The 13,207-nt window shown below is 61.2% G+C and carries 13 protein-coding genes; 3 read left to right on the forward strand and 10 right to left on the reverse strand.

Annotated features, from left to right (window positions below):
* Positions 1-21 precede the first annotated feature (21 nt).
* On the reverse strand, positions 22-549 hold the full coding sequence (locus PRI8871_RS10725; protein WP_108886227.1) for a component of SufBCD complex: 528 nt from the start codon (positions 547-549) through the stop codon (positions 22-24).
* 117 nt (positions 550-666) lie between these two features.
* On the opposite strand from PRI8871_RS10725, the gene hemB reads away from it, so the two are divergent.
* Together hemB and PRI8871_RS10735 are read left to right on the forward strand one after the other, a co-directional pair.
* Positions 667-1,665, forward strand: coding sequence for a porphobilinogen synthase (gene hemB / locus PRI8871_RS10730; protein WP_108886228.1), 999 nt, complete (start codon positions 667-669; stop codon positions 1,663-1,665).
* Positions 1,666-1,758: 93 nt separating this feature from the next.
* On the forward strand, positions 1,759-2,313 hold the full coding sequence (locus PRI8871_RS10735; RefSeq protein WP_108886229.1) for a lipid-binding SYLF domain-containing protein: 555 nt from the start codon (positions 1,759-1,761) through the stop codon (positions 2,311-2,313).
* A gap of 231 nt (positions 2,314-2,544) precedes the next feature.
* Here the strand turns inward: PRI8871_RS10735 and PRI8871_RS10740 are convergent, their stop codons facing one another.
* Positions 2,545-4,098 (reverse strand): helicase HerA-like domain-containing protein, encoded by a 1,554-nt coding sequence (locus PRI8871_RS10740; RefSeq protein WP_108886501.1) that lies wholly within the window; start codon positions 4,096-4,098, stop codon positions 2,545-2,547.
* Between the two features lie 503 nt (positions 4,099-4,601).
* On the opposite strand from PRI8871_RS10740, the gene PRI8871_RS10745 reads away from it, so the two are divergent.
* The gene (locus tag PRI8871_RS10745) at positions 4,602-5,213 is read left to right on the forward strand and encodes an invasion associated locus B family protein (protein WP_108886230.1); all 612 of its coding nucleotides are present in this window, start codon (positions 4,602-4,604) and stop codon (positions 5,211-5,213) included.
* Between the two features lie 51 nt (positions 5,214-5,264).
* Here PRI8871_RS10745 and lpxB read toward each other — a convergent pair whose 3' ends face one another.
* From lpxB to rseP, 8 genes are all read right to left on the reverse strand, one after another.
* Entirely contained in the window at positions 5,265-6,428 is a 1,164-nt protein-coding gene (gene lpxB, locus PRI8871_RS10750; RefSeq protein WP_108886231.1) for a lipid-A-disaccharide synthase, read from the reverse strand.
* The gene (locus PRI8871_RS10755; protein WP_108886232.1) at positions 6,425-7,201 is read right to left on the reverse strand and encodes an LpxI family protein; all 777 of its coding nucleotides are present in this window, start codon (positions 7,199-7,201) and stop codon (positions 6,425-6,427) included. The genes lpxB and PRI8871_RS10755 overlap by 4 nt, the downstream gene beginning before the upstream one ends.
* Positions 7,202-7,204: 3 nt before the next feature.
* Complete coding sequence (lpxA, locus tag PRI8871_RS10760) at positions 7,205-8,026, reverse strand: acyl-ACP--UDP-N-acetylglucosamine O-acyltransferase (RefSeq protein WP_108886233.1); 822 nt, start codon at positions 8,024-8,026, stop codon at positions 7,205-7,207.
* Positions 7,990-8,448, reverse strand: a complete 459-nt coding sequence (gene fabZ / locus PRI8871_RS10765) for a 3-hydroxyacyl-ACP dehydratase FabZ (protein WP_108886234.1) — start codon at positions 8,446-8,448, stop codon at positions 7,990-7,992. The genes lpxA and fabZ overlap by 37 nt, the downstream gene beginning before the upstream one ends.
* 64 nt (positions 8,449-8,512) lie before the next feature.
* The gene (locus tag PRI8871_RS10770; RefSeq protein WP_245897834.1) at positions 8,513-9,091 is read right to left on the reverse strand and encodes an OmpH/Skp family outer membrane protein; all 579 of its coding nucleotides are present in this window, start codon (positions 9,089-9,091) and stop codon (positions 8,513-8,515) included.
* A gap of 1 nt (position 9,092) precedes the next feature.
* On the reverse strand, positions 9,093-11,438 hold the full coding sequence (bamA, locus tag PRI8871_RS10775; protein ID WP_108886236.1) for an outer membrane protein assembly factor BamA: 2,346 nt from the start codon (positions 11,436-11,438) through the stop codon (positions 9,093-9,095).
* 193 nt (positions 11,439-11,631) lie between these two features.
* Positions 11,632-11,757: a hypothetical protein gene (locus PRI8871_RS20125; RefSeq protein WP_281258632.1), complete on the reverse strand. Its 126-nt coding sequence runs from the start codon at positions 11,755-11,757 to the stop codon at positions 11,632-11,634.
* Positions 11,758-11,859: 102 nt separating this feature from the next.
* The gene (gene rseP, locus PRI8871_RS10780; protein WP_108886237.1) at positions 11,860-13,203 is read right to left on the reverse strand and encodes an RIP metalloprotease RseP; all 1,344 of its coding nucleotides are present in this window, start codon (positions 13,201-13,203) and stop codon (positions 11,860-11,862) included.
* Between the last annotated feature and the right edge of the window lie 4 nt (positions 13,204-13,207).

Raw genomic sequence — 13,207 nt, forward strand, 5'->3', positions numbered from 1 at the left:
TCCGTTCCGCCCCGGTGTTGGTCAGTGGATCAATGCCCCGTAGGACAGGTTCTGGTACATGCCCCAAAGGGCCGTCACGAAGATCGACATCATGCCGATAACCTGAATCCAGACACGATGGCGCGACAGCATCGTACATAGCGCATCGGCTTGCAATTGCCCGTCGCGAATGCGCTTGGCCAAGCGAATGTTCAGCAGCCAGACGACGCTGGTCGGAAAGCCAAGCAAAAACAGCGCCTGCGCAAATTCAATGCCGTAGAACGCGCCCAGCAAGAACAGCGCCGTCAGAACAAAACACCCCAGCCCCAACAGGATCAGCCCCGCCGTTTCTGCGATATACAGCACCCGGTTCACATGGATGCGCGCCAGATCTTCCAGATCGACCGCCGCCTGACCGCCAACCTTCTGCGCCCGGCCCACCATGTCAAACGGCACACCCAGGATCCAATGCGATGAGGTTGACCACATCACCGCCAGGATGATCCAGAACCACAAATTGGAAAACGACCGCATGTCGATGACTTCAAAGACAATCGTCTGCCAATCCACGTTCACGCCTTCCTATGTGCCATTCCGTCGAATTCGTTGCAGGGCGCAGGCAACTGCACCCTTGAGCTAGCAGCCATTCCATGCCACCCAAAGACGACCAATACAAGGACTTCGCTGATGAATCCGCTTTCCGCGCCCTTCCCCGCCGCCCGTTTCCGCCGTCTGCGCAGCCAACCGGCCCTGCGTGACCTCGTTCGGGAAAACACCCTGACCCCGGCTGATTTCATCTGGCCGGTGTTTGTTCGCGATGGCGAAGGCGTGCGCGAACCGATTTCTTCGATGCCCGGCGTGATGCGCCTGTCGGTGGATGAGGTGGCCAAGGCCGCGGTTGAGGCGCAGGCCCTTGGCATTCCGGCGATCTGTCTGTTCCCCTATACCGATCCGTCGCTCAAGACCGAAGATTGCGCCGAGGCATGGAACCCCGAAAACCTCAGCAACCGCGCCACCCGCGAGATCAAGGCCGCCGCCCCGAATATCGCGGTGATGACCGATGTGGCGCTCGACCCTTACAACATCAACGGTCATGACGGGTTTGTCGAAGACGGCGTGATCGTCAATGACCGCACGGTCGAAGCCCTGGTCAAACAGACCCTTAGCCAAGCCGAAGCAGGTGCCGATATCATCGGTCCCTCGGATATGATGGATGGCCGGATCGGCGCCATGCGCACGGCGCTCGAAGGCGCGGGCCACCACAATGTCACCATCCTCAGCTATAGCGCCAAATACGCCAGCGGCTTTTATGGCCCCTTCCGCGATGCGGTGGGCGCGTCCGGCGCGCTGAAGGGCGACAAGAAAACCTATCAGATGGACCCGGCCAACGCCGATGAGGCCATGCGCCTTGTCGAACGCGATCTGCGCGAAGGGGCCGATATGGTCATGGTCAAACCCGGCATGCCCTATCTGGATATTTGCCGCCGGGTCAAAGACAGCTTTGGCGTGCCGACCTTCGCCTATCAGGTGTCCGGCGAATACGCGATGCTGCAAGGGGCGGCGCAAAACGGCTGGCTGGATGGCGACAAAGTCATGCTGGAAAGCCTGATGTGCTTTAAACGCGCGGGCTGTGACGGCGTTCTGACCTATTTCGCACCGGCGGCAGCCCGCCTGCTCAACGGCTAATCGCCTCAAATGGATGACAGGGGCGCGGTGGGTGTGTACCATCGCCCCAACAGAACAAAGGGCGCAAAGCCCATGGCACGAGGATCAAGCAGCATGACCATACTGACCCGACGCACTCTGGCCTTCGGACTGGCCGCCGCCGCCCTGACCGCTTGCGGCAATGGCATCGGCAGCCAAGGCCCGAACAAGATCGACGCCCGCGTCGACGCCACGCTCGATGAACTCTACACCAACTACCCCGGCACCCTTAGCCTGCGCGACAAATCTGTGGGCCAATTGGTCATGCCGCTGGTCACCGAAGCGGGGCTTGGCCTTGGCGGGGCCTATGGGCGCGGCGCTCTGCGCGTGGGCGGCGCCACGGTCGATTACTATTCGACCACCAAGGCCAGCGCGGGCCTGCAAATCGGCGCCCAGCAATATGCCCATGTGCTGTTCTTCATGACCGAAGAAAGCCTCACCAGCTTCCGCCGCGCCCCCGGTTGGGCGGCAGGCGCGAACATGGAATATGCCTATCCCGAAGGAGGCAGCACCTTGGCCGCCGAAACCACCACCTCTATGGCTCCGGTCATCGCGGTAATCTTCGGTCAGGCGGGCCTGCGCGTCGGCGCAACGCTGGAAGGCGTGAAATACACCCGTATTATCCCCTAAGCGACTGCGCTTTTAGAACCAAAGGCAAGCCCGCCAAAGGGCTTGCCGCCCGCACAAAGCGCGGCGCAGTCCAAAGCACCACACCCCCTGCTTCTTCTCTTTTATAAATACCGCCGGGGGTGAATTGGCCCACCGGGCCAAAAGGGGGCAGCGCCCCCTCACACCGCTTGGCCGCATGGCCAAGCACCCAAAGCGCGGCGCGTCAGCGCCGCACCGCTGGATCACCGAAAATCAGCGCGCCTTGAACAGCCCGCCCAAGACCCCGCGCACGATGCGCCGGCCGGTGGTGCCTGTCAGTTCTTTCATAACCATCTTGGCCATAGCGTCGCCAAAGCTCTCTTCCTCGCGGCGACTGGTGCGCACGGGCTTGGAACTCGACCTTGGCACGCGGCTGCCGGAATAGCGCCGCCCGGCGTTGAACTCGCGCTGGCTTGCCTCCAGCGTTTCCTCGGCCTCTTCCGCCTGCTCTGCCGCCGTCGCCGCCGCCTCGGCGCGGGCCTTCAGGATCTCATAGGCCGAATGACGGTCCAGCGCGGTGTTGTACTTCACCCCCAGATCCGAGGCCGCAATCACCGCCTGCCGCAGTGCCGCCTCAACCGGCCCCAGTTGCGACGATGGCGGGCGGATCAAGCTGCGCTGCGCAATCCCCGGCACGCCTTTCTTTTCCAGCATCGAGGTCACGGCCTCGCCCACGCCCACTTCGCGGATTGCGGCTTCGATGTCGAAATCAGGGTTCTCGCGATAGGTCTCTGCCGCCAGTTTCAGCGCTTTGCGATCCCGCGCAGTAAAGGCGCGCAAAGCGTGCTGCACGCGGTTGCCAAGCTGGCCCAGAATATCCTCGGGGATGTCATCGGGGTTTTGCGTGATGAAATAGACGCCCACCCCCTTGGACCGGATCAGACGCGCCACCTGCTCGACCTTATCGACCAAGGCCTTTGGCGCACCATCGAACAGCAAATGCGCCTCGTCAAAGAAGAACACCAGCTTGGGCTTGTCCGGGTCGCCCACCTCGGGCAGTTCCTCAAACAGCTCCGACAACAGCCACAGCAGGAAGGTCGCATAAAGCCGGGGGCTGGCCATCAACGTATCGGCGGCCAGAATATTCACCTGCCCGCGCCCATCAGGGGCGACGCGCATCATATCGGCCAGATCCAGCGCGGGTTCGCCGAACAGGTCCGCCGCGCCCTGATTCTCCAGTACCAACAAACGTCGCTGAATCGCCCCGATCGACTGGACCGAGATATTGCCATAGCGCAGGCCAAGGCTGTCGCGGTTCTCACCCACCCAAACCAACAGCGATTGCAGGTCTTTGAGGTCCAGCAGCGGCAGCCCTTGTTCATCGGCCAAACGGAAGGCGATGTTCAGAATGCCTTCCTGCGCCTCGCTCAACTCCAGCAGACGCGCCAGCAGCAGCGGCCCCATCTCGGCCACCGTGGCCCGAATCGGATGGCCCTGTTTGCCGAACAGATCCCAGAAGGTGACTGGGAAGGCCTCATAGCCATAGTCGTCGAACCCAATGGTCTGCGCCCGGCTGGTGAAGGCGTCATGCAATTTGAAATCCGCGCGCCCTGCGGCGGCCAGCCCCGACAAATCGCCCTTCACATCCGACAGGAACACCGGCACGCCCGCCTTGGAAAACCCTTCGGCCAAGATCTGCAAGGTGACGGTCTTGCCGGTGCCGGTGGCCCCGGCAATCAGCCCGTGGCGGTTGGCGTATTTCAGGCCCAGCCATTGTTTCTCGGCATAGTCCTTACCGCCGCCGCCTACGAATATCCCGTCAGTCATCTCTGCCGCCCCTTGGCTGTTGAATACGCCCGATACGCCCCAAACATACAAAGTTAACCCTTGGCTGCCAGAGTGTTTTCTGCCCCAAGCACATGTCCATTTGCTTGGGGTGTACTTCCTCCCTGTCAGACTGGCCGTCCCTTCGGGGGCGGCTTTTTTCGGTTGATTTGACATCAAAGTCAGCCGCAGCGCCAAAGGAGCCGGGGAATTTTACGAGATGGTCAATTTCCCTCAAAAACCCTGTTGACCGTGGTCATAGAGTTTCGTAGCGTCCCGTCATAACAAAGTCGGCCAGTCCGACGGGGAGCTAAAAAGCAAATCGGGAAAAGGGGTCTTCGGATCCCTTTTTCTATTTTGTGCAACTGCTTGCGATGTGAACTTAACGCAGTGCATTCGCAAAATATTGCCGAAGGATTGAACAGTCCGGCTTTTTGCCCCTGACTTCATGCCCCTACCGTGATAATCGCGGCACAGATTGATGCATGCGCTACGGAGTTCATTTCATGACCATCGCCAAGCCACTTCTGCCGGCCCTCGCGCTGATTGGGTTTGCCGCCCTGGCCACCGCTCAGGAACAGACCGCCGACACCACTGTGCCCGCCACCGATTCGCGCCCCGAGGTTGTTTTGGACACCGGAGAGCCTGAAAACGCCGGTGCCGCACCGGATGACGGCACCTACCTGAAAGAAACCAGCGGCGATTGGGAAGTGCAGTGCCTGAAGGTCGAAGATGGCGATGATCCTTGCCAGATCCACCAGACCCTGCGCCAAGACGGCAATGCCGTGGCCGAGGTCAGCCTGTTCCGTCTGGCCGGGGATGGCCCGGTTGTGGCCGGCGCCACGATCCTTGCGCCGCTGGAAACACTGCTGACGGAAAAGCTGCGCATTCAGGTCGATACCGGCCAGGCCAAGCGCTATGACTTCAGCTTCTGCAATCAGGCGGGCTGCTATGCCCGTATTGGCCTGACCGCCGAAGACGTGGCCTCGTTCAAGGCTGGTGTCACTGCCAAAGTGACCATCGTTCCGGTCGTCGCACCCGATCAGAAAGTCACGTTGGATATGTCGCTGAAAGGCTTCACCGCCGGTTACGATCAGGTCACCACGATCAAGCAATGATCTGACCGTCAGACTGACCGCAAATCGCCCCGCCCCAACCGGCGGGGCTTTTTATTGGCGGGGGGATACGGCTGCGATGCCGTCCAGCACAGCCCGCGCCGCCCGTTCGCCGGGATGCGGGCCGCCAAGGCCCAAACGCTCCATCGTCAAGCGCATTGCTTCGGTCTGGGCCTCGGGTGCGTCCAGCGTTTTCAACACTGCGGTTGCAATCGCATCGGGGCGGCAATTGTCGCCGATATATTCCGGCACGGCCCGCGTTTCCGACACCAGATTGACCAGAGTCACCGTATCCACGCGCAGCATCCGCCCGATGATCTGACGGCTCAGCCAGCTCATGTCATAGGCGATGACCATCGGCGTGCCAGCGGCGGCCAGTTCCAGTGATACAGTGCCAGAGGCGGCAATCGCCACATCCGCCGCGCGGAAGGCGGCACGCTTTTCGGCGGCATGGTCTGTCCCCGGCGGTAGGATCAAAGGTTTGCGCGCCCAAGTGGCGGTCAATTCCTGAACCATGCCATGCACCGCCGGGGCGGCGGGCAGCACGAATTGCAGATCGGGCCGCTGATTGGCCAAACGCTGCACCACCTCGCCAAAGATCGGCGCAAGGCGGCCCACCTCGCCGCGCCGCGATCCGGGCAGGACAAGCGCCAGCGGGCCGGTGATGCCATGGGCCGCGCGGAACGCCTGCGCCTCGGCGTCAGTCGCTTGCAGGTCCGTCACCACAGGATGCCCGACGAAATCGCAGCGCATCCCGGCGGCCTCCATATAGGGCGGCTCAAACGGCAGAAGCGCCAGCACCTGATCGACATGCGCCGCCATCTTGGCAGCCCGTCCGGGGCGCCATCCCCAAACGGTTGGGGCCACGTAATGCACCGTGCGAATGTCCGACGCCGCCTTGACCAGCCGCGCCACACGCAGGGAAAATTCAGGCAAGTCGATGGTGATCAAAACATCGGGGCGCGTGGCCACCACATCCTCAGCCGTTTCGCGAATCCGGCGCTTGAGCGCGCGGTATTCCTTGAGGATCTCGCCGATCCCCATGATCGAGATTTCATCCATCGGGAACAGGCTTTGCAGCCCTTCGGCTTCCATCCTCTCGCCGCCGATGCCGCGAAAACTGATATCGGCTTCCGGCAACAGCGCCTTCATGCCCTGCATCAGGGCCGCGCCCAGTTTATCGCCCGAGGCTTCGCCCGCGATGATGAAGATCTTCATACCGTGCCCTCTCGAACCCATAGGAATTTGCCAGCCGCGTCCAACAATCGGATCACTTCGGCCTGCTCCAGCACCATGACGCCGCCTGCCTGAATGGCGATGCCGTCCAGGCCCGCGCGGATGATCGAGCGTGCCGTATCCGGCCCGATCACCGGCAGATCGGCGCGGCGGTCCTGCCCCGGCTTGGGGCCTTTGAACAAGGTGCCCGCGCCCTGCACGCCCGCCAGCATCGCATCGGTGCCCGCATCACTTTCCCGCGCGATAACGCCTCCGTTCAACACGCAAGACTGGCCCTGATCGGCGCGGCCCTGATCGCCCAGCACCTGATCGGCCAAGGCGGCATCAGCGCGGGCCGTGTCGGTTGGCCCTGCTTGCGTCAGTACCCCCGCCACAGGCAACAACGAGGGCGCGATTTCATGCGCGCCCAGCACCTCAAACCCGGCTTGTTCAAGAATGCCGATGACAATGCGCAAGGCCCCATCATCACCCCGTTTGATGGCGCGGCGGATGCGCGGCACCAGAAGCGCCGTCCTCCAGTCCAGCGCTTTAAGGTCAATGCGGGGCCGTTCAACCCGGCCACACATGCAGATCTGCGTCACGCCCTGACTGCGAAGCCAATGCAGGAACCCGCCCAGCTGTTCGATGCGAAAGCTGCGATCCACACTCAGATCGTCCGGCAAATAGGGCTGCAAGGCGCAGATCAAGGGCCGTTCCGGCGCGGCCGCAGCCACAGCCGACGGCAACGCCCCCTGCCCTGCGATCAGCGCCAGCATGGATCAGCGCGGCGTGAGGAACGAGCGGTCGCTCTCACCCATGATGAAGTCGACAATCTCGCGCACATACTGGCTGTCGGTCTCATCGCCCAAGCGCTTGGCCCGTTCATGGAACGAGCCGTCGCCCTGTGCCAGCATCTGGAACGCCGCGCGCATGGCGGTGATGTCCGAGCGGGCAACGCCGCGACGCTTGAGGCCGACAAGGTTCAGCCCGTCCAATTCGCCGCGCGGAGCCTGCACCAGACCGTAGGGGATCACATCATTCGTCACCATGGTGACGGCGCCAATGATCGCGCCGCGTCCGATGCGCACCCATTGGTGCACGCCCGAGAGGCCGCCAACGATCACGTCGTCTTCCAGCACGCAATGGCCCGCAATGGCCGAGTTGTTCACCAAGATCACCCGGTCGCCGATATGGGCGTCATGGGCCACGTGACAGCCCGCCATGAACAACCCATCGTTGCCCACTCGGGTCACGCCGCCACCGCCCTCGGTGCCTGCGTTCATCGTGACATGTTCGCGGATGCGGTTGCGCGCGCCGATCTCCAGCCGCGTCTTTTCGCCCTTGAACTTCAGATCCTGCGGCACCTCACCGATCACGGCAAAGGGGAAGATCATCGTGTCATCGCCGATGCTGGTCTCGCCCGCCACAACCACATGGCTTTTGAGCGTCACACGCTCACCAATCGTGACCTCGGGGCCGATGTGACAGAACGGGCCGATATAGCTGCCCGCCCCGATCACCGCGCCCTCTTCGACGATGGCACCCGGATGGATCACAGCCGCGGTCACGCGGGCAATTCCATCATGGCGGTGAATTCGCATTCGGCGGCCATTTCGCCATCAACCGTGGCCACGCCTTCGAACTTCCACACCTTGCCGCCCGGCTTGCCGCGCACGGTTTTGACATTCATTTCAAGCACATCGCCCGGCACCACCTTGCGGCGGAACTTGCACTTGTCGATGGCCATGAAGTAGACCTTCATTTCCTTGTCGGCCATATCCAGCGCAGTGCCCACCATCACGGCGGCGGTTTGCGCCATGGCTTCGACAATGGTCACGCCCGGCATGATCGGCATTCCGGGGAAATGGCCCTGGAAATGTGGTTCATTCATCGTGACGTTTTTGATGCCTTTGCCCGATTGCGTGCCATCAATATCAACGACCTTATCAACCAGCAAAAACGGATAGCGATGCGGGATCAGGCGTTGGATCAGGTGGATATCGGCAGAAAGCAGGTCAGTCATCTTGGTGTCCTTGACGGTTCCGTTACCCGCTGCCTAGCAACACATGGCCTGCGGGGCAAGGCGGCTACTGGTCTGCGGGCGTGCCCGCCTCCTCAGAGCCAAATTCGGCATCAATCCGCGCAATCGCGGCTTCAGTGATGTTAATCGCTTCGACGCTGGCAAAGACACCGCGCTTGTCCAGCACCAATACGGCCCCGGCCTCTTGCATGAGGCCTGCCAGAACCGGCTGAATCGTCACCAGAAATTGGCGGCGGCTGTCATCGCTCAGCGCCCCTAAGGCGCGTACCTTGGTGTCTTGCTGTTGGCGCAACTGCTGAACTTTCTCGTCGAACGCATTGGCCAATGGGCGAAACTCTTCCATCGACAGGGCCTTGCGCTTTTCGGTCAGATCCCGCTCTTCTGCGGTCAGCTGCGCTTCAATCTCGCGGTTTTCGGCGGCGATGGCGGCGCCCTGTTCATCGACCTTGGCCGACAGGCCCTTGCCGAGTATGGTTTCGCTATAAAGACGGTCCGGTTCAATCACCAAGATCTGCGCCTGCACAGCGCCAGCCGAAAGCGCCTGTTGCGCGGCGGCTGGCATGGCTCCAGCCAGCCCTGAACACAGGGCCAGCACAGACCAAATCGCAGCGTGGCGCATCCTCATCTTAGAACCGGGTCGAAATCGTCAGATCAAAGGTCTGCGCCTTGTCGTAGTACTTTTTGTCCAGCACTTCCGAGAAGTTGAAGCGAAGCGGACCAATCGCCGTATCCCAGAACAGCGAGAAGCCAATCACCTGACGCGCGCTGAAACCGGTGTAAAGCGTATCGGCGTTCGTCTTGTCCAGCCCCCAGAGCGAGCCGACATCGTAGAACAGACCGCCCGACATGCCGTATTCTTCGGGCAGGCCCAGCGGGAAGTCGGCCTCAAGCCGGGCAACGGCGAAATAGTTTCCGCCGAGTGCGTCGTTCACGCCCGTGGCGCCGTTGTATTCACGCGGGCCGATGCCGCCATATTCAAAGCCCCGCATCACGTTGGAGCCCATGAAGAAGCGGTCCATCGACCGGCTGCCCGCGCCCGAGTAGTTCAACGCGCCGCCTTCAACGGTGGCCCGCAGGGTTACTTCCTCGGACAGGATTTTGGTCTGAGCGACCGCCCGCACGGTGGATTTGATAAAGCTGTCTTTGCCATCGACCACGCCGAAATCCTGACCGAATTCGAACAGGACGCCTGCATTCGGGTTCAGCCCCGTGCGGCGCGTGTCAAAGCTGTAGGTATAGCCAAGCGAATGGGCAAACAGCTGACCGCGTGCGGCCTCGGCCGTGACCAGCGCACCGGCGTTCGATTCCAGCCCGGTCATGTTGGTGTAATTGGTCGAATAGCGCACTTCGAGCCGGCCATTGTCGGAAATCGGGAATTCCAATGCCGGGCGGAACACGCCCACTTCGGTGTCATAGACCGCGCCAAGGTTGTCCGTTTCGTCATAGCTTATCAGCGTCGAATATACGACATCGCGGCCAAGGAAGGACGGTTCGATAAAGTTGAACTTGTAGGACCGGGTTTCCGAGGCTGTCGAAATACCAAACTGCAAGGTCTGGCCACGGCCAAGGAAGTTGCGTTCGCGGAAATCAACCGTCGCCCCAAAACCCGAGGCCGTCGAATAAGTGCCGCCAAAGCTGAGCGAACCTGTGGGCGCTTCTTCGACGTCGACGTCAACAATCACCTGCTGCGGGGTCGACCCTTCACGGGCGTTCACATCGGCATTGGCAAAGAATCCAAGCGCGCGGATGCGTTCGGCGCTTTCGCGGATTTCGCGCGGGTTGAACGGGTCGCCTTCGACCACGCGGAACTGACGGCGCACAACGCGGTCAAGCGTGGTGGTATTGCCTTCGATGTCGATCCGCTCAACAAAAATGCGCGGCCCGCGCGTCAGCAACAGTTCAACATCCAGCGTCAGATCACGGTCATTGCGGGTGATGCGCGGTTCAACCCGCACAAAATCCAGCCCTTCGCGGATCGCAAGGCGTTCAAGACGGGCGATTTCATTTTCCACAATGGCGGGCGAATAGACGACGCCCGGACGCGCTTTAACAGCGGCTTGGAACAGATCGGTATCGACCTCGGGCAGATCGGATTGCACCGAGATTTCGCCAAAGGAAAACTGCTGGCCTTCTTCGACGTTGAAAGTGACGAAATAGCCGTCACGTTCTTCGGCCAGTTCGGCGTTCACACCCGTCGTGCGGAAATCGACATAGCCGCGCGACTGGTAGAAATCTTTCAGCACCTGTTTGTCGAATTCAACACGATCCTCGACAAAGCTGTCGCGGCGGACCAGCGCACGGAAAATTCCCGCCTGCTTGGATTCAAGCACACGGCGCAAACGGCGGTCGCTGTAGACTTGGTTGCCGACAAAGCCGATGCGTTCAACCTCGATCACGCCGCCTTCGAAGACTTCAAAGATCAAGTCAACACGGTTGTCGCTGCGGCGGATGACCCGCGGCTGCACGCGGGCGGCCAAGCGGCCCTGCATCGAATAGGCCTGCGCGATACGGTCGGCATCCTGTTCGGCCAGTGTCGGGCTAAAGACGCGGCGCGACTGCGATTCAACGATCTTGGCCAATTCGTCGTCTTTCAGACGGCGGTTACCTTCGAAGTTGATGACGTTGATGGTGGGGAATTCGACAACGCGGATCACCAGCTTGCGGCCCTGCGGTTCGATCTCAACCGTTTCAAACAGGCCGGAGGCCAGAATGCGTTGGTACGCGTCGTTCAGTTCCGCCGCCGAGACCGCCTGACCGCGCCCGATTCCCGCATAGCTGAGAATCGTATCGCCGCCGATCCGGGCGTTGCCCTGAATATCAACAGTGTTGAAGCTGTAATTCTGCGCCAAGGCCGGGGCCGGCAAAACCGTCGCCGCAGCCATAACAGCAAAGGTGCTGGCCGCCAAAGTGGCCTTTAGGCCGAAACGACGCGGTGCACGCTGCGCCGCCCCTCCCCCAGTGTCCTTGGTCATAACGCCATTCCGATACAAACATCCAGTTCACAAGGGTCGTACCGGGAATGCGTACCCTTGTCAAAACAGAGACCTGCTTGCAGGCAGCGTTTCGCGCGATACGGGCAAACAGGTCACGCAAAAACGAGCAAGGCCCGCCGGGACATGGCGGGCCTTGCGACGCAAAACATGCGTCTTGGGGATTTCGGTGACCTTAAAGGGTCAGCAGGTAGGCACCCATCCAAAGCCCGCCGGTCAATACGGCCAGACTAAGTACGCGGTCGCTGTAGATATCGACCAGCACGCGGAAGCCACGGTAACCGTTTTCAATCGTTTGCATCTCACTACCCCGCCAGATTCGTTTGCAGCCCTTACTTCCTACCGAAGCATTGCGGCGGGAATTGGACTTGGCCTGACAAGATTGTTCCGAATGTCGAAACGATCAAGGGCAGAACAGATCGTTTGATAGCGAAAACACCATAAGCGACAGAACAATTGCCAAACCGATCGTCATCAGGATGTTCACCGCGCGGTCGCTCGGCGGTTTTCCGGTGGCTGCCTCATATGCAAAAAAGCACAGATGCCCACCGTCCAGAACGGGAATCGGGAACAGGTTCAGCAGGCCAACCGCTGTGCTAAGAACCGCGATGAAGTAAATGAAGTCGGACGTGCCTGCACTGGCCATCGCCCCCGAGGTTTCGGCAATGCCGATGGGGCCCGACAGGTTACAGGTGCTGATCGCGCCGGTAATCATATGCCACAGCCCCGAAATCGAGCCGGACATAATGCGCCAGACCTGCGCAAAGGCCCCGCCGATAGAATCGATCAGCCCGGTGCTTTCGGTTGCCGGGTCAAAGAACAGCCCGCCCACAACGCCGATGCGATAAACAGTTTCGAACCCACCATCGGCCTGCGGCTCGTCCGTGCGCTTGGGTGTCAGATCGACCGCGCGTTCGGTGCCTGCATTCCATACGGTCAGGTTTAGCGTCTTGCCATCCGAGCCTTCGACGGCATCGCGCAGTTGTTCAAACCGGAAGATCGGCGTGCCATCGATCGAGGTCAGCACATCGCCCGCCTCTAGCCCGGCCTCATAGGCGGCCGAACGCGGCACGACCTGCGTCACAATCGGCGGATAGGGATACGGTCCTTGCACAACGCGCTTTTCGTCATTGCGCAGAACGGTGTAGTCCAGCAGCTCTTGCTTGGGCAGCGCGCGCAGGAAGGTTTCAAACGCTTGGGCGCTGTCGAAATCGGGCAATGCGCCGCCGTCCACCTCAAGCAACACGTCACCGGCCTGCACTTCCTGCTGCACCGGCAGTTGGCGCAGATCGCCCACGGTCAGCGGTTCACTGATCACGCCGCGGAACAGGAAGACCGCGCTGAAAATCACAATCGACAGGGCAAAGTTGAACACCGGACCGGCGGCAACAGTTGCCGCCCGCGCCCATAGCGGGGCGCCGGGCATGGTGGCGCGTTTGTCGGCCTCGCTCAACTCGGACATGGCGGCATCATCCACCCCGCCCGAGGCATTGGCATCACCGCGAAACTTGACGTAGCCGCCCAGCGGCAAGGCGGCGATCTGCCAGCGCGTGCCGCGTTTGTCATAGCGCGAAAACAGCACCGGCCCAAACCCGAGCGAGAACACATCCGCCTTTATCCCGGACCAGCGCCCGACGATGTAATGGCCGTATTCATGAATGGCGACGATGATCGACAGGGCCACCACAAAGGCCAGGATCGTCCACACAAACCCGCCAAATTGCGGAATCAAGCTCGTCAGTTCCAAATCA

Origin of the sequence: Pseudoprimorskyibacter insulae, assembly GCF_900302505.1 — a bacterium.
GTDB lineage: Bacteria > Pseudomonadota > Alphaproteobacteria > Rhodobacterales > Rhodobacteraceae > Pseudoprimorskyibacter > Pseudoprimorskyibacter insulae.